Genomic DNA, 19,461 nt, shown 5'->3' with positions numbered 1-19,461 from the left:
ATGGTGACGACAGAAGATGATCAGGCCTATTCGCAGCGGTTGCGCAACGTCCAGCGCGATTATCAGTTCTGGCTGAACAAGGCCCGCGAACAGGTCCATGCGAATTTCGGCGGTAGCGAAGCCGAATTGCAGCATCTGACCATTCAGGCCGCACATAGCCTGATGATGGAACATAAACTGGGTGAGATCGAAGCCAGCCTGGTTGAGATCAAAACCGCGCTCAAAACCTCAACGGAGAGCTGATACATGCCTTGGGATCGCAATCAGATGGCCGCACGGGCCGCAAAGGAACTGCAGGACGGCTGGTATGTGAACCTCGGAATTGGGATACCGACGCTGGTGTCGAACTACATCCCGGATGGGATCGAGGTGACCTTGCAATCCGAGAACGGGATGTTGGGCATGGGCCCCTTCCCTGTCGAAGGTACCGAAGATGCCGATCTGATCAATGCGGGTAAGCAGACGATCACGGAGCTCCCCCAGACAGCGTATTTTGATTCTGCGACCAGTTTTGGCATGATCCGCGGCGGCAAAATTGCCATGGCGATCCTCGGCGCCATGGAAGTGGCTGAGAACGGTGATCTGGCCAACTGGATGATCCCCGGCAAGTTGGTCAAGGGCATGGGTGGTGCGATGGATTTGGTGGCTGGTGTTGGTCGCGTCGTGGTTGTGATGGACCACACCAACAAGCATGGCGAATCGAAGATCCTGCGCGAATGCACCCTACCGCTGACTGGTAAGGGGGTGGTTGATCGCATCATCACCAATCTGGGCGTGCTCGACGTGACCCACAAGGGGCTGCACATTCAGGAACTTGCACCCGGCGTGACCCGGGAAGAAATGATTGCGGCTACGGAAGCGACCATTGTCTGAATTCGATGTCAGACACACAGCGAGCGGCAGCAAGGGTCGCTACTATATAATACACCCTAAAGGTGAGAGTGAGCTGACCTACTCGATCATGTCGCCACAGACGGTGATCGCCGATCATACGGACGTAGCGACGGGTTTCGAAGGTCAAGGCGTTGGTTTGGTTCTTTTGGAGCATCTATTGGCAGACGCCCGCGAGAAAGGATTTCGCATCATACCGCTTTGCCCCTTTGTGAACGCGCAGCGCCGCAAACATCCTGAATGGGCCGAACTCTTCTCGGTCTAGAGCTTCGTCCGTAAAATCCGCAACGCAGATTTTCTCGGCGACAAGACAGGAGTAACGGTTGCATCTGTCTCGAAATCAAAAATCTGATCCAGATTTTTGGGATTTCGCTCTAAATCGCGTTCACATTAAAGACGCACGCATCCGTGATCAGTTGTGGCGGGGTCTGACACAGCCCCTTGGCCACCTGCCAGGCAGCCAGCACCTTGGGCACATAGGCACGCGTTTCGGCAAAAGGCGGCACGCCGTTATGTTTACGCACATTCCCCTCACCTGAATTGTAGCCAGCTAACGCCATCAGCGGGTCATTTTCAAAGTGGTCCAGCAACCAAGCCAGATAAGCAACGCCGCCTTTGATGTTCTGGGCGGCATCCATACTGTCTGTGACACCAAATCGGGTGGCGGTATCCGGCATCAGCTGCATGAGCCCTTCCGCCCCGGCATGACTTGTCACGTCAACACGTCCGGCACTTTCGACAGCGATCACGGCAAGCACTAGAGCGGGCGATACATTGGTGCCTACCGTTTCGCGCAGGATGTCCCGCCCGTGAACCGATGCAATGTCCTGCAGGCTTTGCAGCCGTGGCACGGGAACGCCCTTGCCAACCGGGGGATTGTTGATCTGTTGCAGGGCAGTTGTCACCCGCCCGGGGCTCGCCCCTACCAAAGCTGGCGAGACATTGGACCAGAACCATTCCATGCCAGACGCCCGCGGCGCAACCGCACCACCGGCAATCGGCAAAACTTCCTCTTCCGGCGGATCCGCATAAACCGGGCCCAGGCGTGGTGCATTAGGGTCTATCTGGACAGTAATGCGGCTCTGGCTGGTGGCTGTCGGCACGCCGACACGCTTGAAACTGAAGTCCGGCTGCAACCGCTCGACCTCAGCGTGGGCCACACCGACAGTCGAAACCGCGGCCACAAGGGCCAAGGCCATGATTTTAGGAGTCATCTTTGTACCGCTCGTCATTTTTATTGAATCAACAATGGCACAAATCCGCTCAAAAGCCACTCACCCGGCGACAATTGTGAATTTTTGGCCCGATTGCAGACTTTTTCGCAACGTGGCGTAAGGTGAGTAAAAATTTCTTGAAAAAAATTACCATTTAAAATCAATGCATTACCTATTTTTACGGAAAAATCCGAATGCCGTCAAAAAATGCGCCAAACGCGTCAAACTCCCGCCCCATTCCGCTGTCTATATGTATTCATCCAAGACGGGGAGCGAGCCAAACACGAAACGGCAAGCGAGACCCGGCGAGGTAAACATGAACCCTAGCGATACCCTGAGGAGGGACCACAATGCTTAACTTTCTGAAAACATTCCGCAACGACGAAGACGGCGCCGTAACTGTTGACTTCGTTGTTCTGACAGCTGCAATCGTTGTTCTTGGCCTGGCCATCGGCGTGGCTCTGTCAAACGGTGCTGAAACTCTGGCAGGCAAAATCGAAAAGAACCTGGTTGAAACAACAATCCCTGCTGGCGAATAAGTCGGTATGAGATGAAAAAACCGCGCCCCGGAAGCGGCGCGGTTTTTTTGTGCCTGAACATAATTTCTTTTTAGAAACAGACTGTTACAGGCAATCTTTATCAAGTCGTTAAGCATTGTTGTATATGCTTTGCGAAGGCAGGCGGAATTTTCGCGACGCCACTACGACCAAAGGAAAAGACGCATGATCACACTCTTGAATAAATTTCGCGAAGAGGAAGACGGCGCAGTCACCGTTGACTTTGTCGTTCTCACTGCAGCAATTGTGGTCTTGGGCTTGGCCGTTGGTTCGTCCATCTCAAACGGCGCTACGGAACTTGCCGCGAAGGAAGGGCAGTCCTTGGCCGAAAGACCACTAGGAACCGCACATTTGAGATAATTGGTGCCGCATCAACGACTACGTCGTTTAGGTCAGGCGCACCATTACATTTCTTAAAAGACGGCGGCGTCTAATTGCCGCTGTGTCATACGGCTTTAATCAGTATTTTGTTTGAATAGCAGCAGGTCCATGATACTGCCCTAGGCTGGAGCATTGAGCAGATGTTCTATATGGACAGCAAGTTGGTCGCAAACCTGTGGCCTACTCAACATGACGTCCGGGCTGACAGGCAAATAAGCAAGGGTTGAGAGATGCGGCTAGTTTTTGGATTGGTTCTTTTGGTCGGCATGGGGCTTGCCGGCTTTGCAGTATATATGGTCAAGGGTTACTTTGAAACGCAAGAAGCGGTTCTGCAGCAAGAGCGGCAGAGGGCAGCCTCAGCCATCGTTACAGTGGATATCTACGCACCGGCACGGGCGATGACCTATGGTGAGTTGATCACCCCCGACGACGTAAGACTTATCAAATACGCCGAAGAGTTTCTTCCGGAAGGCGTCTTTAAGACAGAGGAAGAACTATTTCCGCTCGGCGCCAATACTCCGCGGGTCGTGACGCGCCCTATGGAAGTCAATGAACCAATTCTCGCGGCAAAAGTGACCGAACCAGGCGCGCCGCGCGGCATCACGGCGCTTCTCGAGCCCGGCATGCGAGCCTTTCCCCTGCCTGACAGAATCACCGAAGCCTTCGCCGAAGAACTTCGCCCGACTGATCGCATTGATATCTATTGGAGCGGCACGCTGCGTGACGGAACGAGCACCACAAGCATCATTTTGTCAGGTCTTGAAATCATCGCCGTCGACGAACCTGATGCAGATGGCAACAGCCGTGGTCGTGGTGTCGTAATCCAGGTCACACCAGAAGATTTTGCTGCGCTGTCTGCCGCACAGGAAGCTGGCCGACTGTCGCTGACACCTGTCGGTACTGGTGACCAAACCCCAATCGGCGACATCCAGACCGACATTGAAACAGTATTGGGCATTGAAGCACCAGTTGCCGAAGCGGCCCCGGAACCAGAACCAGAGGTTCAGGAGGCCGAGCGGTGCTTCATCACCAAGCGTGTCGGAACAGAGCGTATTCAGGAAGAAGTCGCCTGCAATTAACCGGACGACGACAGTAAAACCGACGGCTTTGGGTACCTGAATTTTCGGGTGCCCATTTTTTTATCGAGCGAAGTGTTGCGATTTATCCACATTCGGTTCACCCGCCAACGTATTGATTATTGCAATAAATGCGCATCTGCCCCATGGTTCCCAACATCATGGGCATCTAAGACCCGTATAACGAGGCGTGATCGGAGAGGCAGGTCACTTATGAAGTATGACAGATTTATCAAAGCCGCAGTAGCCGGCTTGGCGTTGTCGCTTACCGCGGCAGCACCGACAATGGCACCGGCCGAAACGTTGCGCGTCTTGCGCGGCGCGGCGTCCAGTGCACTCAACGTCCCGATGAATCGGGCCGTCGTCGTGGAAAGCGATGTTCCATTCACGGAACTTTCAATCGCCAACCCCGGCATTGCAGACATCTCGTCCCTATCCGATCGCACGATCTATGTGTTGGGTAAGGAACCGGGGCGCACCACACTGACCCTTCTGGGTACTGATGGTCGTCTCATCACAAATGTCGAGGTTCACGTAACCCCCGACATGGCAGAGTTCAAAGAGCGTCTGACGCAGATTCTGCCAAACGAAAACATCGAAGTGCGTACAGCCAATGACGGGATCGTCCTGTCAGGTACCGTCAGCTCGATTGCACGGCTTGACCGCGCATTAGAACTGGCCGAACGCTACGCACCAGAACGTGTGTCCAACCTCATGAATGTGGGTGGCACACAGCAAGTCATGCTGAAAGTGCGGTTTGCAGAGATGCAGCGGACTGTCAGCAAGGCGCTGTCATCCTCCATATCATTGGGCGGCAGATCCAACGCTCTCAATGTACTTGGTGGGACCAATGGTGGCGGTGTAACCACAATACCAGACGTTTCGGGCCGCGGCGTTGAAAACGCGGGAATCGCACTGACATCCGGTGCTGACAGCAACGGAGCCTTCCTATTCGGCTTTGACGCCGGCGGAATCGAAGTGGGCATCCTCCTTGAGGCACTTGAATCTCGTGGTGTTGTCCGCACCTTGGCAGAGCCGAACCTGACAGCACTCAGTGGTCAGGCTGCAACGTTCCTTGCAGGTGGCGAGTATCCAGTTCCCATCGCAGAGGACGAAGACACAATCACCGTCGAATTCAAGCCCTTCGGTGTCGAGCTTGAATTTGTGCCGACAGTCGTTGATGATGACATTATCAACATCGAGATGCTTGCTGCAGTATCGGCCATTGATCCGGCGAACAGCTTCACTGCGGGTGGCTTCGAAATCGCTGCGTTCACCCGTAGAGAAACATCAACAACTGTTGAGATGCGAGATGGTGAAAGCTTTGCCATTGCGGGTCTGCTGCAAGACAACTTTACCGATCTCAGCGGCCAAGTACCGTGGATCGGCGATGTGCCTGTTCTCGGTGCCCTGTTCCGCAGCGCTGACTATCAGCGCAGCCAGACAGAGTTGGTGATCATTGTAACACCGCATCTGGTCACGCCAACGCGGGGTACGGCTCTTGCATTGCCGACGGATCGCGTGCGTCCGCCAACTGAAAAGGACTTGTTCCTGTTTGGACGGGTTGCGGCATCGAACGCGCCATCTAGTGGCGGTGCAGGCGAAGTGGCACGCCAGGACTTTAGCGGGTCCTATGGCTATGTCCTGGATGAATGATTGGAGTACGGGTCAATGAAACAACTAATGATGACAGCAATGGCCGCCGCACTCCTTGCAGGATGCGCGGCGGAAGATCCAGCCTTTGATGATCTTGATGTCGAAGCAGGTTCACGTGTCGACTCCGGCACGTTCGGCAACGCCACCATGAACAACATGCTGGCGCAAACCGGGCAACAGCAGGATTTCACGATCAATCTGGCGCGTCGTTTTGCGGCAGACGTGAATTCCACCGTTAACTTTGCCTTCAACTCGACCACGCTGGATGCGGATGCACGGGCGACCCTGATGCGTCAGGCCGATTGGATCCGTCAATTCCCAGAGGTTCGCTTCCGGGTTTACGGCCATACCGACCTTGTGGGCAGCAATGCATACAACCGTCGTCTGGGTCTCCGCCGGGCACAAACTGTTGTATCGTTCCTTGTCGCACAGGGTATTGATCGCAGCCGCCTTGAAGCTGTCGCATCGTTTGGTGAGACGCGACCAGTGGTAGAAACCCCCAACCGCGAGCGTCGTAACCGGCGCACCGTGACAGAGGTGTCAGGGTTTGTAGAAAGCAATCCGCTGATCCTGAATGGCAAGTACGCGCAGGTGATCTTCCGCGAGTATGTTGCCGCGGCTGTACAGCCTTCTGGCCGCACGACCACACGGATCAGTACAGGCGGATAACCGCTGAAAAACTGTTACGCCGGGCACTGCCCGGCGTAAACACTCCTTCGATTTCTTCAAGATCGTCGCAATATACCGCACAATTACGATCTTTTTGTCCAAATCTCGACACGATTGTAACCAATACTCATCATTATGGATCCATGGGCCCGTTTTCGGGCTGACTCGAAACCCGGCATCTGGCTGCACGCAACCAAATGAAATAGGTTTCGACGATGAATATGATGAGGACGCTAGACAATGAGCACGAGCCCGGCCGTTCAGCACGACCAACCACCCATCGTTGCTTGCACAATTAGCCGTGATGTACAGATTTTCGACCTCCTGATTGAGGACATGGAAGCGGCGCTGGGCGATTCATGGGGTGATCTGAGCTTCGAAGATGCGGCATCCTTTCTGAGCCAGCCAGAAGCGAAATCTCTTCAATTTGTGACCATCGCGATGGACTCAGAGGATGAGGACAGCCTGCCGACGATTTCCGGCGTTATCGCTGCCGCCAAGGCCGCCAAGGTCAAAGTTATCCTGATCGCCGAGGATGTTAGCCCGACCGCGCTGCATCAGTTGCTGCGCGAAGGCGGTGATGAGTTTGTCCCCTACCCCTTGCCCGAGAACGAGCTTGCCCGCGCAATCGAACGCGTCCTGACCGCCGAAGATCCCGTTGAAACGCCCAGCGGCGAATCCAAATTCAAGGCAACAGGTGATCGGTCTGGCGTTGTGATACCCATCCATGGTCTGGCAGGTGGCACCGGTGCAACCATGTTGGCCGTCAACATGGCCTGGGAGTTGGCCAATATCGAAAAGGATGATCCGCCCAAGGTCTGCCTGATTGATCTTGATTTTCAGTTCGGCACCGCATCGACATATCTGGACCTGCCGCGCCGCGAATCCGTGCTCGAAATGCTGACCGACACCGAATCCATGGACAGCGAAGTGTTCATGCAGGCGCTTTTGACCTACGGGGAAAAGCTGCATGTCCTGACCTCGCCCACCGATATGATTCCGCTGGATATGATCACACCCGAAGACATCCAGCGTGTGATTGAGATGGCGCGCGTGAATTTTGACTATGTCATCATCGATATGCCGTCCACGATGGTCGAATGGTCGCAGACCGTTCTGGAGCTGGCACACGTCTATTTCGCCATGATCGAACTTGATATGCGGTCGGCCCAGAATACGCTGCGGATCAAGCGGGCCTTGCAATCAGAGGATCTGCCTTTTGAAAAGTTGCGCTTTGTGTTGAACCGTGCGCCCGGCTTCACCGACCTGAACGGTAAAAGCCGCGTGAAACGACTTTCCGAAAGCCTTGGAATATCGGTCGAGGTTTTGCTGCCTGACGGTGGTAAGCCTGTTGCACAAGCGGCCGACCATGGCGCACCAATGGCCGAAGGCATCCCGAAGAATCCGCTGCGTAAGGAAATCCTGAAACTTGCGAAGTCTGTGCATGACGTCAACCAGGCTGACGCAGTCGAAGCCCGAGCTTAAGAGGCAAATCCATGTTTTCGAAGTACAAAAAACCGAATGGTCCCAAGGACGCGCCAGTCAAGACGGCCACTCCAGCGCCCAAAGGGAAGGTATCGCCAATCGTCGTGGCCCCATCCGAGGAGCCGCGCCAGTCCCTGATGAAAACCATGCCCAAGCGGCCCGCAGAGGCTGGCCCGATGGACAAGGAAAAACGGCGCAAGGAACGACTGCAGGAAATCAAGCTGGAACTGCACAAGTCCCTGCTCGATAACCTGAACCTTGCTGCTCTTGATACCGCGTCCGAACAGGAACTGCGCACCGAAATCAACGCGATTGCAAACGAAACCCTGGAAGACATGGGGATCGTTCTGAACCGCGACGAACGTCAGACACTCAGCCAGGATCTGTTCTTTGAAGTCACCGGTCTTGGTCCACTGGAAACGCTGCTGAAAGATGACAGCGTGAACGATATTCTGGTCAACGGACCACAGCAGATTTTCGTGGAACGCAACGGTAAACTTGAACTGACCGACATTGCCTTCAAGGACGAGAAGCACCTGCTGCGGATCATCGACAAGATCGTGTCGGCGGTTGGTCGGCGCGTCGATGAAAGTAACCCTTATGTTGACGCCCGTCTTGCGGATGGGTCGCGTTTCAACGCAATGGTGCCGCCGATTGCTGTTGACGGCAGCCTGGTTTCCATTCGTAAATTCAAAAAGGATAAGCTCGGTATTGAAGAGCTTGTCAAATTCGGTGCTTTCACAGAAGAAATGGCCGCCTATCTTCAGGCCGCCGTTTCTACCCGGCTGAATGTCATCGTGTCCGGTGGTACAGGCTCTGGTAAGACAACCACACTGAACGCCCTGTCGGGCTTTATTGACGACGCCGAACGCATCCTGACGATCGAGGACACGGCGGAACTTCAACTGCAACAGACCCATGTTGGCCGGATGGAAAGCCGTCCGCCGAACGTCGAAGGCAAAGGTGGGGTATCTCAGCGCGACTGTCTGAAAAACGCCCTGCGGATGCGTCCAGACCGCATTATCGTGGGGGAAACGCGGGGCGAGGAAGTCATTGATATGTTGCAGGCCATGAACACTGGCCACGACGGGTCCATGACCACGATCCACGCCAACAGCGCGCGCGACGGTGTGTCCCGTCTGGAAAACATGATCGCGATGGCTGGCATCGAAATGCCGATCAAGGCGATGCGCAGCCAGATTTCATCTGCTGTGAACCTGATCGTGCAAGCCTCGCGTCTGCAGGACGGGTCGCGCCGCATGACTTCGATCACGGAAATCACCGGCATGGAGGGCGACGTGATCTCAATGCAGGAAATCTTCCGTTACCAGCGGGTCGGGCTGACGCCCGACAACAAGATCATCGGCCACTTCACGGCCACAGGCGTGCGCAGCCACTTCTCGGAACGCTTCAAGCTGTGGGGCTTCGACCTGCCGCCAGCCATCTTTGAACCAATGGTCGCGGAGTAAGCGATATGATTTCGACTGAACCGCTTATCTATGTCATCATCTTTGTTGCTGTCCTTGCACTGGTGCAAGGTGCCTATCTCGTCATCTTTGGCAAATCGATCAGCATGGACGGCAAGGTAAACCGTCGCCTTGAAATGCTGGACAAAGGCGGAAACCGCGAACAGGTACTCGACCAGCTGCGTAAGGAAATGACGCAGCATATGAAATCGCAAAGCATTCCGATCTATTCAATGCTTGCGAACAAGGCGCAGAAGGCGAACATCGCGTTCACGCCGACACAACTGATCCTCGTGATGATTTTGGTCAGCGGTGCGGCCTTTGTTCTGCTGTCTGTAATGACCCAGGTCGGGATGGCAGTGCGCGTTCTTGTGGCTGTGTCCATGGGCGTCGGTGGCGTCTATACTTGGGTCAGTAACAAAGCCAATAAACGAATGAACATGATCGGTGAACAGCTGCCAGAAGCAGTGGAACTGATGGTGCGATCCTTGCGCGTCGGTCACCCCTTTTCGTCGGCAGTTGCGATTGTTGCCCGCGAGGTGCCCGACCCGCTGGGTACTGAAATGGGCATGATCTCAGACGAAGCTGCTTATGGTCGCGATATGGGTGAAACGCTCAAAGCAATGGCCGAACGGCTCGACATTCAAGATATGCGTTTCTTGGCAGTGGCCGTAACCATTCAGCAAACGTCAGGCGGCAACCTCGCCGAAATTCTCGACGGTCTTGCCAAGGTGATCCGCGCGCGATTCCGGCTATTTCGGCGCGTAAACGCTATCACCGCCGAAGCAAAGTGGTCCGGCAAACTGTTGTCCGCTTTCCCAATCCTTGCGTTAATCGGCATCAATCTGGTGAGACCGGATTATTTTGACGAGGTCATGGAAAGCGCCTACTTCATTCCCGCCTGTCTGGTGGTAGCAGCATTCCTTGTGCTGAACCTGATCGTCATGCGCGCGCTTGTGAATATCAAAGTCTGAGGTCGATACGATGGAAGCTGTCCAAAACCTGATTGTTGAATACCTAGGCCCCTTCGGTCCGCTGATGGTTGTTGGTCTACTTGGGGTCTTTCTGATCCTGATCACGCTGCCTGTGCTACTGAAGAAGGAAGAGGATCCGCTTGACCGGCTTAAGGCCAGTACGCGTCAAGACAAAAAATCCGCCGAAAAGGGCGAAAAACTACGCGCGGCCAGCAGCAAGGACAAACTTGAGAAGTATTCAAATTTCTTGGAGCCTCAGAATGCGGAAGAGTATTCCGCCGTAAAGCTCAAGCTGATGCAGGCCGGCTACCGTAGCAAGAACGCTGTTCGTATTTTCCACTTTCTCCAGTTTGCTCTGGGTATCTTTGGCCTGCTGATTGGTGGCGTTTATGCGATCTGGAGCAGCACAATCGGCGACGTCGACGCACAGACACTTGCCTTCATGATCCTAATCCCAGGTGGTGCGGGCTACATGCTCCCCAAGTATTGGGTCACTCGTCGGCAGGAAATCCGCAAGGGAGCCATTGCGGATGGCTTTCCCGACAGCTTGGATATGATGCTAGTCTGCGTCGAGGCTGGACAGTCACTTGACCAATCCATTTTGCGTGTGGCCCGCGAACTGAAATCAGGGTTTCCAGAACTGTCGGAAGAATACCAGACCGTAAGTCAGGAAATGAAAGCCGGTAAAGACAAGACCAGCGTTCTCAAAGATATGGCGGAGCGCGCCGGATCACCCGACATCTCAAGCTTTGTCACCGTGCTAGTGCAGTCGCAACAGTTCGGTACGTCGATTGCAGATGCATTGCGGGTGTATGCCTCTGAAATGCGCGACAAACGCGTGATGCGAGCCGAAGAAAAGGCCAACAAGCTCCCGACGAAAATGACATTGGCTACGATGATGTTGACGGTGCCGCCCCTTATGGCCATTCTCATTGGACCATCAATCTATGCCATTGTAAAAAATCTCGGCGTCGAGCCTGGAGGCTAAACAGAAAATGAGCTTGAAACGGGTCTTGTGCATTCTGACCCTGATCACATTGGCCGCCTGCAACTCAGGCGGCCTTGGTCGTTCGGACGGGGTTTTCGCGCCAGGCGTAGCCGGACAATCGGACGTGGACGGGTTGATCGTCGGGCACCGGCTGATGGCCGCCAATGAATATGAATTGGCGCTGAAGGCCTACAGCCGCGCGGCAGCTCAGCAGGGTCTCAACGTCGATACGCTGTCCGCGTTAGGATCGGCAAACCTCAAACTGGGGCGCCTGGGTCAGGCCGAAAAACTGCTGCGACGCGCCACCGAAGAAGATCCCACCTTTCCACCAGCGTGGAATAATCTGGGCGTTATCTTGATGGAACGAGGCAATGTGGCGGAAGCGAGCGAGGTTTTTCGACGTGCATTTGCCGCAGATAACGGAAATTCCGACGAAATTCGCGACAATTTGCGCTTAGCACTCGCAAATTTACAAAATCCGGGTGATAATGGGGCACAGGAAAATCAGAACTTCAATCTGATACGTCGGGGGAGAGGCGATTTTGAACTCCTGACGGCACTATAGGTAGAGCAGCAAAAGGACGCAGAAAAATGCGCCACACCATTCTATTGACGCTATGCGCCGTTACTGGCCTGGCCGCTTGCGAGAAATCCGGCGAGGCTGAGGTCGAGCGCGCGCTGAAGGACCTCAACGTCGTTGACGAAACGAACCTCAACGACGTGTTCCTGACCGTGGGGGATCCCGATGAAGCGGTGAACTACTTCGCAGGTGCCAACGCCAATGATCCAGGCCGCATTGACCTGCAAAGGGGTCTGGCGAAATCGCTGGTCCGCGCCAGACGGCCACAGGATGCGATCGCAGCCTGGCAACAGGTTGTAGCGCACGAAGAGGCCGAAAGCTCGGATCGTGTCGATTTGGCCGACGCCTATATTCGGGCTAATCTTTGGGACGACGCGGCGAAAACCCTTAATACCGTCCCCCCTACTCATGAAACGTTCAAACGATACCGTCTCGAAGCAATGGTCGCCGATAGCCGCCAACAATGGGACAAGGCCGACAGCTTTTACGAAACCGCCATTGGCCTGACGACACGGCCCGCCCCGGTCTACAACAACTGGGGTTTCTCAAAACTGACCCGTGGCGATTACAGCGCGGCGGAACGGCTTTTCGCCGACGCCTTGCGGTATGATCGGACCTTGTTCACCGCCAAGAACAACATGGTTCTGGCACGCGGGGCCCAGCGTGACTACACATTGCCGGTTGTGCAGATGACCCAGGTGGAACGGGCGCAGCTTCTGCACACTATGGCCCTGACCGCGATCAAGCAGAATGATGTGGCAACCGGCAAGGCGCTGTTGTCAGAGGCGATCGAAACCCACCCAAGGTTTTTCGAAGAAGCAACAAGGGCGCTCGCCGCACTTGAAAACAACGTGTCGAACTAGACCGAAACCCGGATGACGGCATACGCAGCATACTGGTTTCTGCCAGCCGTCATCCCCATCGCCATCTATGTCTCCTGGAGCGATATGAGCTCCATGAAAATCACCAATAAATCGGTGATGGCGCTGGTGATCGTGTACGCAATTCTGGGCCCGTTCGCCTTTGGCTTGCCGATGTATCTCTGGCAATGGCTGCATCTGCCTGTCATGCTGGCGGTCTGCATCCTGTTATGGGCTGCACGGGTCATGGGGGCGGGTGATGCCAAATTCATCGCAGCGGCTGCACCAATGCTGGCTGTGGCCGATCTGGACCTGATTCTACGGGTCTTCGCCGCGTGCCTAATCGCGTCATTGATCGTGCACCGGCTGGCCAAACATACGCCCATTCGGGCCCAGGTCCCGCATTGGAAAAGCTGGGAAGACAAGCGATTTCCCAAAGGCCTGCCACTTAGCATGACCCTGGTATTCTACCTTCTGCTGGTGGCGGCATATCGCTGAGAAATAGTTCAATGCCTTTTACTGGCACATGTTTGTTCACTATTTCGCCATAATAGGCTGCAATCTTAACCACAACGCGGTGTGATGCGTGGTTGTTGTTCTTGAAGGGGCTGGATGAATATGAACGTGCAAAACTCGACAGTCTTGGCGCCGCCAGCGCCGCGCAGCCTCGAAGGCATGCTGCTGCCCATGGCGATGATGCGCGACATCCTGATCAAGACCATGTTCCGGATGAACCTGGACATGGTGTCAACGCTTAGCCGCGCCATCTGCCTGCCTATCCCAGTCACACAAGAACTTGTGGATCTGGCGCGCGGACAACTACTGCTTGAGGCGACAGGCACGCTGAACGCCAATAACGGCAATGAAATGGGCTATCAGCTGACCGATGCGGGCCGTGCCCGCGCGCTCGACGCGCTCAGCCAGTCGGAATATTACGGCGCGATGCCGGTCCCGCTCGACAAGTATCGCGAACAGATTGCACGCCAGTCGATCCGCAACATCCAGATCACACGCGATCAACTGGCCACCGCGATGGGCCATCTGATTCTGCCAGAGGATTTGCTGTCCAACCTCGGCCCAGCGGTCAGCGCCGGTCGCTCGATTCTGATGTACGGCCCGCCCGGTAACGGTAAATCCTCGATCTCCAACGGCATTCGCGATGCGCTGGGTGATAAGATCTACGTACCCCGTGCCATCGAATATTCCGGCCAGGTCATCACCGTCTATGACCCGATCGTACATAGCGCGGCAGAAGATGACGTGGACGATCCCAACAGCCTGCGCCGGACATCAGGCCGGTTCGACACCCGTTATGTGCGCTGCGAGCGGCCCACCGTCATCACCGGTGGTGAATTGTCGCTGTCCATGCTGGACCTTGTCTACAACCCCACCGCGCGGACCTATCAGGCCCCGCTGCAGCTGAAATCGACCGGCGGCATCTTCATCGTCGACGACCTTGGCCGTCAGGCCGAACCACCGCAGACCCTTGTGAACCGCTGGATCGTTCCGCTGGAAGAAAACAAGGATATCCTGGCCCTGCAATCAGGTGAAAAATTCGAGGTGCCGTTTGACACGCTGGTCATCTTCTCGACCAACTTCCACCCCAACGCGATCTTCGACAAAGCGGCGCTGCGGCGTATCTTTTACAAGATCAAGATCGATGGCCCCGACCAGGAAGATTACCTGAAAATCTTTGCCATGGTCGCCCGCAAGCGCAAGATGCCACTGGACGAAGACACGCTCGTTCACCTCTTGAACGTGCGCTATCCCGAGATCGACAATGTCTATGCGAACTATCAGCCGATCTTCCTCATCGACCAGATGATCTCGATCTGTGAATTCGAAGGCATCCCCTATCAGATGTCGCCGGAACTGATCGATCGGGCCTGGGCGAACATGTTCGTCAAGGAAGAAGAGATCGTGCGCTAACACCACCATTTCTACATTCCCAAGCAACTGGCTTCCCCATACCATCGGGGAAGCCTTTTTCGTTTGGGGGTAAGGATGGCGGATATCGTGGGCGTGGCCGGTTGCGGGCGGATGGGGGCCGGCATGCTGGCCAATCTGCAAAAGGGCGGGTTTGACGCGCGCGGTTTTGACATTCGACCGCGCCCCGGCGCCGGGCAGGATATCAGCGCATTCTGCGACGGGCTGACAACCCTGATCACGGTGGTTCGCGATGCAGTCGAAACGGACGCAGTGCTGTTTGACGATCAGGCGATCGTCACGGCTGCACCGGACCTGCACACCATCATCATCTGTTCCACCCTGTCACCAAACTACGTCAAGGCGCTGCGCAGCCGTGTCCCATCCCGCATCGCGTTGATCGATGCCCCGATGTCAGGTGCCAAGGTGCGGGCGGACGCAGGCACGCTGACCTTCATGACGGGCGGCGATACGTCCGCGGTACTGCCACTCCTGCAGGCCATGGGCACCGTGATCCACGACATGGGCGGTTACGGGGCAGGAATGACCGCCAAAGTGCTGAACAACCTGTTGGCCGCATCGAACACCGCCATGACACGCTTGGTGCTTGACTGGGCCGATGCGGCTGGGGTGGCAGAAGACAAACTGCTCGCCCTGATCCACACGGCCTCCGGGCAGAACTGGCTGGCATCCGGGTTCAACGATATCGAATTCGCACGCGACGGTTTTGCGCCTGACAACACGATCGGCATTCTGGTCAAGGATATCGACGCCGCACTCGACATCGCGCCCGATGACCAGACAGACCTGCTAAGGGCGACCCAGGCGACGCTGAAAACACTGGCACCCCGGACCCGCCCGTAAGATGGGTCTTGACCCATCTCCGGCCAGCCGCACCTTAGTGCCATGACCACCCTGTCCCCCGTTTTCGAAAACTGGTTCACGAGTCGCGGATGGCATATCCACCCGCATCAGCAGGCCATGCTGGACCGGGCCGATGCGCCATCCCTGCTGCTGATCGCCCCCACCGGTGGTGGCAAGACCCTGGCCGGTTTCCTGCCCACGCTGACCGAGCTCGCCAATGGCCAGCATGAGGGGCTGCACACGCTCTATGTTTCACCGCTCAAAGCGCTGGCGGCTGACATCAAACGCAACCTGCGCACCCCCGTGGCCGAAATGAACCTGCCGATCCGGATCGAGGATCGGACCGGCGACACGTCCTATACGCAAAAAAGGCGGCAGCGGGCCGACCCGCCGCATATCCTGCTAACCACCCCTGAGTCGCTAGCACTCCTGACCAGCTACGAGGACGCACCCCGCATCTTCAAGGGGTTGAAACGTGTCATCGTCGATGAAATCCACGCGCTCACCGAAAGCAAACGCGGCGACCAGTTGATGCTGGCCATCAGCCGCCTGCAAACCCTCGCACCGGGGCTGCGGCGCATCGGCCTCTCCGCCACTGTCGAAGACCCGGCCGCCATCGCCCACCAACTGGCATGCCACCCTGACCCGTGCGAGGTCATCAACGCCGATCCCGGCCCCGACCCGGATATCAGCATGCTGACGACCGACGAAAAACCGCCCTGGTCGGGCGGTGGGGCGGCCTATGCCATCCCGGCGGTGCTGGAACAGGTCAGACAGCACAAAACCACGCTGATTTTCCACAACACCCGCGCCCAGGCCGAAATCTTTTTCCATAATCTCTGGCTCGCCAATACCGATGACTTACCCATCGGCATACACCACGGCAGCCTCGCCCGCGAACAACGCGAACGGGTCGAGGCGGCGATGGTCGCAGGCGAATTGCGCGCCATCGTCTGCACCGGATCGCTCGACCTTGGCATCGACTGGGGCGATGTCGATCTGGTGATCCAGATCGGCGCGCCCAAGAACGTCAAACGACTGGTGCAGCGGATCGGGCGGGCCAACCACCGCTACAATGCTCCGTCCAAGGCGATTTTGGTACCTGCCAACCGGTTCGAGGTCGTGGAATGTGTCGCAGCGCTTGAGGCCGCAAGAGAACACGACCTCGACGGTGATCCCAAAGGCGCTGGCCCCCGCGATGTACTGTGCCAGCACATTCTGATCGCCGCCTGCAGCGGCCCGTTCCACGCTGATGCGCTATTTGCGGAGGTCAAAACAGTCGGTGCCTACGCCACACTCACACGCGCCGCATTCGATGATTGCCTCGATTTCTGTGCCACCGGTGGCTACGCCTTGCGCGCCTATGACAAGTGGAAACGGCTTCTGCAAACGGCTGATGGCCATTGGCAATTGCGCGACCCGCGCGCGGCCCAGCGCATTCGCATGAATATCGGCACCATTCAGGACACCGACACGCTCAAGGTCCGGCTGAAACGCGGTTTCAAACAACTTGGCGAGGTCGAGGAAGGGTTCGCTGCCACCCTGACCCCCGGCGATACATTCCTGATCGGCGGGCAGGTTGTCCGCTACGAAGGCCTGAAGGAAATGACGGTTGAGGTCAGCCGTCGCGGCGGCAAGACCCCAAAAATCGCCACCTTCATGGGCACTAAATTCGCCAACTCCACGCAGCTGTCGCAACGCATCCTGCGCATGTTCCAGCAGGACAGCTGGCCCGAACTGCCCACCCACACCGCCGAGTGGCTCAACCTTCAGCGCGAAGTGTCCAAACTGCCCGAGGCCGACCGCATCCTGGTCGAAAGCTTCCCCCATGACGGGCGGCAGCATATTTGCGCCTACGGGTTTGCCGGACGCAATGCCATGCAGACCCTGGGAATGCTATTGACCCAACGGATGGAGGAAATGGACCTGCACCCGCTCGGCTTCGTGGCGACCGACTACGCCACCCTGATCTGGGGGCTTGATCCGGTTCTCGACCCCGCGCCACTGTTCCGCGAACCCGATCTGCGGGCGGGATTTGAAACATGGCTGTCCGGGAATGCCGTCATGAAACGGACCTTTCGAGGTGCCGCGACCATCGCCGGACTGATCGAACGCAACCTGCCACAAACCCGCAAGACCGGTCGGCAGGCGACGTTTTCATCCGACATCCTCTATGACACGCTGTCGAAATATGACCCCGACCACCTGATGCTGCAAATCACCCGCGAAGAGGCAATGCGCGGCCTTGTGGATTTTGGCCGGATCGAGGAAATGCTGACCCGCACGCAGGGCCGCGTCGATCACGTGATCCTCGACCGCGTCACACCGCTTGCTGCCCCCCTGTTCCTTGAGGTGGGCAAGGTCCCTGTCGCCGGGGCTGCCCAAGACAGACTGCTGGAAGAGGCCGCGCTGCATCTGATGGACACCGCCGGGGTCAGCGACCTTTAGGACTTGCGCCCTCAGGCACAATCACGCAAAGAACAGATCATGAACGGCCATAGCTTTACCTTTTGCGACACACGTTGCACCGCCCTGCCCTCTGGCGCGCTGCATTTGCCGGATCATGACCTGCTTTGCGTCTCTGACCTGCATCTGGGAAAATCCGACAGGATCGCGCGCCGCAGCGGGGTGATGTTGCCACCTTACGAGGTTCAGGCGACACTGGAAAAACTTGAAAGCGACATCGACACCACCCGCCCGCAAATGGTCATCTGCCTGGGCGACAGTTTCGATGATCTGGACGCCGCACTCAGCCTGTCGGACGACATGGCGCTTTGGCTGTCGCGGCTTCAGGCAGGACGCGAATGGATCTGGATCGAAGGTAATCACGATCCCGGGCCGGTTGATCTTGGCGGCACCCATCTGGCACAGATCAGCATCGGCGCGCTGACCTTTCGTCACATCGCATCCACACAAACCGCTGAGGTATCAGGACATTACCACCCCAAACATCGGCTCGCCGGGCGCAGCCGGCCCGCGTTTCTTTATAACGCATCACGGATAATCATGCCGGCCTATGGGGCCTATACCGGCGGGCTGTCCAGCGACACACCCAGCCTGCAGCAATTGTTTGACGGCCAGCCCATGGCGATCCTGACCGGAAAAAAAGCCATCGCCGTTCCGGTCACAAAAACCCCGCAGCGGCCACATTTTCGCGATATGTCTTACTGACCGGCACTTTCGCCCCGTCGCCCAGCATTAGAAACTCACGGTTATTCTCGCGCAGGCTTTGCGTCACAAAACCGGCAGCAACCCAGTGCGATCGGTGTGTGCAAAACCCCAGCGTATCGTCCATCTCATTCACCGCATCGGCAAAGCGCATCAGAATACGATGCACATGGCCGTCATCCATATGCACCTGAACATAGTGATCATCCACCGTCAGCCGGACAATCGCCGCGTCAGTCCCATCCGGCAGGCGGTTGAAAAGACGCGGGCGGATCGTTGTCTCTTCAACCCTTTCAGCTGACGTGCGGGTCATGAAAAACACCAAAAACCCGATAGCCGCCGTGACGCAAAATACGTTGAAAAAGATGACGAAAAGACTGTTCAAGCCGCGAAGCTGATCCGAAAACAACGCGCTATAGGACCAAACAGCAGGGGAGAAGGTCATTGAAAAGACAACAATGGTCAGGACCTGCCATTGCAGCGGCGTCGGATTTGCGGCGAACCTGTTCACCAATCGATTGGAGAGCCGGACAAACACATTTGCTCCCAAAACCACCGGTGCCCAGTACAACAACCGCAATGGCAGGTTCAGCGCGTCAAATGTGCCAAACGGACCGATCAATGCCACGATGATCGCCAGCCCGAACAGAAACGACCAAACCGGATCCGTCCCAAACGACCGCACAGCCTTTGACAGAAAACTCAT

21 protein-coding genes are annotated in these 19,461 nt (G+C 56.5%); 19 read left to right on the top strand and 2 right to left on the bottom strand.

All coding sequences use genetic code 11. The features are described 5' to 3' along the window. From ACFWW2_RS22210 to ACFWW2_RS22200, 3 genes are read left to right on the top strand one after another with little or no spacing between them, the layout of a single operon-like run. Window positions 1-243 carry a hypothetical protein gene (locus tag ACFWW2_RS22210; RefSeq protein ID WP_393931966.1) on the top strand — a complete coding sequence of 81 codons (243 nt, stop codon included), beginning with the start codon at window positions 1-3 and terminating at the stop codon, window positions 241-243. A 3-nt stretch (window positions 244-246) separates the two neighbouring features. Further along, window positions 247-873 (top strand): 3-oxoacid CoA-transferase subunit B, encoded by a 627-nt coding sequence (locus ACFWW2_RS22205; RefSeq protein WP_393931964.1) that lies wholly within the window; start codon window positions 247-249, stop codon window positions 871-873. Further along, a complete protein-coding gene (locus ACFWW2_RS22200; protein ID WP_393931962.1) occupies window positions 845-1,156 on the top strand; it encodes a GNAT family N-acetyltransferase in 312 nt (103 codons plus the stop codon). Before ACFWW2_RS22205 ends, ACFWW2_RS22200 begins: the two co-directional genes overlap by 29 nt. Window positions 1,157-1,265: 109 nt before the next feature. Here ACFWW2_RS22200 and ACFWW2_RS22195 read toward each other — a convergent pair whose 3' ends face one another. After that, complete coding sequence (locus tag ACFWW2_RS22195; protein ID WP_393931960.1) at window positions 1,266-2,105, bottom strand: lytic transglycosylase domain-containing protein; 840 nt, start codon at window positions 2,103-2,105, stop codon at window positions 1,266-1,268. A 350-nt stretch (window positions 2,106-2,455) separates the two neighbouring features. Between ACFWW2_RS22195 and ACFWW2_RS22190 the strand changes: the two genes are divergently transcribed. From ACFWW2_RS22190 to pdeM, 16 genes are all read left to right on the top strand, one after another. Further along, window positions 2,456-2,644 (top strand): Flp family type IVb pilin, encoded by a 189-nt coding sequence (locus ACFWW2_RS22190; RefSeq protein ID WP_393931958.1) that lies wholly within the window; start codon window positions 2,456-2,458, stop codon window positions 2,642-2,644. A 183-nt stretch (window positions 2,645-2,827) separates the two neighbouring features. After that, entirely contained in the window at window positions 2,828-3,022 is a 195-nt protein-coding gene (locus ACFWW2_RS22185) for a hypothetical protein (RefSeq protein WP_393931956.1), read from the top strand. A 251-nt stretch (window positions 3,023-3,273) separates the two neighbouring features. Next, window positions 3,274-4,122, top strand: coding sequence for a Flp pilus assembly protein CpaB (gene cpaB / locus ACFWW2_RS22180; protein ID WP_393931954.1), 849 nt, complete (start codon window positions 3,274-3,276; stop codon window positions 4,120-4,122). A gap of 210 nt (window positions 4,123-4,332) precedes the next feature. Next, window positions 4,333-5,775 (top strand): type II and III secretion system protein family protein, encoded by a 1,443-nt coding sequence (locus tag ACFWW2_RS22175; protein WP_393931952.1) that lies wholly within the window; start codon window positions 4,333-4,335, stop codon window positions 5,773-5,775. A gap of 15 nt (window positions 5,776-5,790) precedes the next feature. Continuing rightward, entirely contained in the window at window positions 5,791-6,444 is a 654-nt protein-coding gene (locus ACFWW2_RS22170) for an OmpA family protein (protein WP_393931950.1), read from the top strand. A gap of 240 nt (window positions 6,445-6,684) precedes the next feature. Beyond that, window positions 6,685-7,929: a CpaE family protein gene (locus tag ACFWW2_RS22165; RefSeq protein ID WP_393931948.1), complete on the top strand. Its 1,245-nt coding sequence runs from the start codon at window positions 6,685-6,687 to the stop codon at window positions 7,927-7,929. Window positions 7,930-7,940: 11 nt separating this feature from the next. Further along, window positions 7,941-9,398: a CpaF family protein gene (locus ACFWW2_RS22160; protein ID WP_393931946.1), complete on the top strand. Its 1,458-nt coding sequence runs from the start codon at window positions 7,941-7,943 to the stop codon at window positions 9,396-9,398. A gap of 5 nt (window positions 9,399-9,403) precedes the next feature. Next, on the top strand, window positions 9,404-10,369 hold the full coding sequence (locus ACFWW2_RS22155; RefSeq protein ID WP_393931944.1) for a type II secretion system F family protein: 966 nt from the start codon (window positions 9,404-9,406) through the stop codon (window positions 10,367-10,369). 10 nt (window positions 10,370-10,379) lie between these two features. Continuing rightward, a complete protein-coding gene (locus ACFWW2_RS22150; protein WP_393931941.1) occupies window positions 10,380-11,357 on the top strand; it encodes a type II secretion system F family protein in 978 nt (325 codons plus the stop codon). Window positions 11,358-11,364: 7 nt separating this feature from the next. Beyond that, window positions 11,365-11,922 (top strand): tetratricopeptide repeat protein, encoded by a 558-nt coding sequence (locus tag ACFWW2_RS22145; protein ID WP_393931938.1) that lies wholly within the window; start codon window positions 11,365-11,367, stop codon window positions 11,920-11,922. Between the two features lie 26 nt (window positions 11,923-11,948). Then, window positions 11,949-12,800, top strand: coding sequence for a tetratricopeptide repeat protein (locus tag ACFWW2_RS22140; protein ID WP_393931936.1), 852 nt, complete (start codon window positions 11,949-11,951; stop codon window positions 12,798-12,800). A 12-nt stretch (window positions 12,801-12,812) separates the two neighbouring features. After that, on the top strand, window positions 12,813-13,295 hold the full coding sequence (locus ACFWW2_RS22135; RefSeq protein ID WP_393931934.1) for a prepilin peptidase: 483 nt from the start codon (window positions 12,813-12,815) through the stop codon (window positions 13,293-13,295). Between the two features lie 120 nt (window positions 13,296-13,415). Next, the gene (locus ACFWW2_RS22130; RefSeq protein WP_393932432.1) at window positions 13,416-14,726 is read left to right on the top strand and encodes an ATPase; all 1,311 of its coding nucleotides are present in this window, start codon (window positions 13,416-13,418) and stop codon (window positions 14,724-14,726) included. A 75-nt stretch (window positions 14,727-14,801) separates the two neighbouring features. Further along, the gene (locus tag ACFWW2_RS22125; RefSeq protein ID WP_393931932.1) at window positions 14,802-15,587 is read left to right on the top strand and encodes an NAD(P)-dependent oxidoreductase; all 786 of its coding nucleotides are present in this window, start codon (window positions 14,802-14,804) and stop codon (window positions 15,585-15,587) included. A 42-nt stretch (window positions 15,588-15,629) separates the two neighbouring features. After that, the gene (locus ACFWW2_RS22120; RefSeq protein WP_393931930.1) at window positions 15,630-18,035 is read left to right on the top strand and encodes a ligase-associated DNA damage response DEXH box helicase; all 2,406 of its coding nucleotides are present in this window, start codon (window positions 15,630-15,632) and stop codon (window positions 18,033-18,035) included. 39 nt (window positions 18,036-18,074) lie between these two features. After that, a complete protein-coding gene (pdeM, locus tag ACFWW2_RS22115; RefSeq protein ID WP_393931928.1) occupies window positions 18,075-18,758 on the top strand; it encodes a ligase-associated DNA damage response endonuclease PdeM in 684 nt (227 codons plus the stop codon). On the opposite strand, the gene ACFWW2_RS22110 is transcribed toward pdeM, so the two are convergent. After that, window positions 18,712-19,461, bottom strand: a complete 750-nt coding sequence (locus ACFWW2_RS22110) for a LytTR family DNA-binding domain-containing protein (RefSeq protein WP_393931926.1) — start codon at window positions 19,459-19,461, stop codon at window positions 18,712-18,714. The genes pdeM and ACFWW2_RS22110 overlap by 47 nt on opposite strands.

This window comes from Yoonia sp. R2-816, from assembly GCF_046762905.1.
Taxonomy (GTDB): Bacteria; Pseudomonadota; Alphaproteobacteria; order Rhodobacterales; family Rhodobacteraceae; genus Yoonia.
This window is presented reverse-complemented; position numbering and strand designations above follow the sequence as displayed.

Bases quoted from the DNA above. Each gene is read 5' to 3' on its own strand.
- ACFWW2_RS22120 (WP_393931930.1), top strand. From the start codon at position 15,630: ATGACCACCCTGTCCCCCGTTTTCGAAAACTGGTTCACGAGTCGCGGA.
- ACFWW2_RS22165 (WP_393931948.1), top strand. From the start codon at position 6,685: ATGAGCACGAGCCCGGCCGTTCAGCACGACCAACCACCCATCGTTGCT.
- ACFWW2_RS22205 (WP_393931964.1), top strand. From the start codon at position 247: ATGCCTTGGGATCGCAATCAGATGGCCGCACGGGCCGCAAAGGAACTG.
- ACFWW2_RS22130 (WP_393932432.1), top strand. From the start codon at position 13,416: ATGAACGTGCAAAACTCGACAGTCTTGGCGCCGCCAGCGCCGCGCAGC.
- ACFWW2_RS22160 (WP_393931946.1), top strand. From the start codon at position 7,941: ATGTTTTCGAAGTACAAAAAACCGAATGGTCCCAAGGACGCGCCAGTC.
- ACFWW2_RS22135 (WP_393931934.1), top strand. From the start codon at position 12,813: ATGACGGCATACGCAGCATACTGGTTTCTGCCAGCCGTCATCCCCATC.
- cpaB (WP_393931954.1), top strand. From the start codon at position 3,274: ATGCGGCTAGTTTTTGGATTGGTTCTTTTGGTCGGCATGGGGCTTGCC.
- ACFWW2_RS22140 (WP_393931936.1), top strand. From the start codon at position 11,949: ATGCGCCACACCATTCTATTGACGCTATGCGCCGTTACTGGCCTGGCC.
- ACFWW2_RS22155 (WP_393931944.1), top strand. From the start codon at position 9,404: ATGATTTCGACTGAACCGCTTATCTATGTCATCATCTTTGTTGCTGTC.
- pdeM (WP_393931928.1), top strand. From the start codon at position 18,075: ATGAACGGCCATAGCTTTACCTTTTGCGACACACGTTGCACCGCCCTG.
- ACFWW2_RS22125 (WP_393931932.1), top strand. From the start codon at position 14,802: ATGGCGGATATCGTGGGCGTGGCCGGTTGCGGGCGGATGGGGGCCGGC.
- ACFWW2_RS22145 (WP_393931938.1), top strand. From the start codon at position 11,365: ATGAGCTTGAAACGGGTCTTGTGCATTCTGACCCTGATCACATTGGCC.
- ACFWW2_RS22150 (WP_393931941.1), top strand. From the start codon at position 10,380: ATGGAAGCTGTCCAAAACCTGATTGTTGAATACCTAGGCCCCTTCGGT.
- ACFWW2_RS22210 (WP_393931966.1), top strand. From the start codon at position 1: ATGGTGACGACAGAAGATGATCAGGCCTATTCGCAGCGGTTGCGCAAC.
- ACFWW2_RS22190 (WP_393931958.1), top strand. From the start codon at position 2,456: ATGCTTAACTTTCTGAAAACATTCCGCAACGACGAAGACGGCGCCGTA.
- ACFWW2_RS22175 (WP_393931952.1), top strand. From the start codon at position 4,333: ATGAAGTATGACAGATTTATCAAAGCCGCAGTAGCCGGCTTGGCGTTG.
- ACFWW2_RS22185 (WP_393931956.1), top strand. From the start codon at position 2,828: ATGATCACACTCTTGAATAAATTTCGCGAAGAGGAAGACGGCGCAGTC.
- ACFWW2_RS22110 (WP_393931926.1), bottom strand. From the start codon at position 19,461: ATGAGTTTTCTGTCAAAGGCTGTGCGGTCGTTTGGGACGGATCCGGTT.
- ACFWW2_RS22195 (WP_393931960.1), bottom strand. From the start codon at position 2,105: ATGACTCCTAAAATCATGGCCTTGGCCCTTGTGGCCGCGGTTTCGACT.
- ACFWW2_RS22170 (WP_393931950.1), top strand. From the start codon at position 5,791: ATGAAACAACTAATGATGACAGCAATGGCCGCCGCACTCCTTGCAGGA.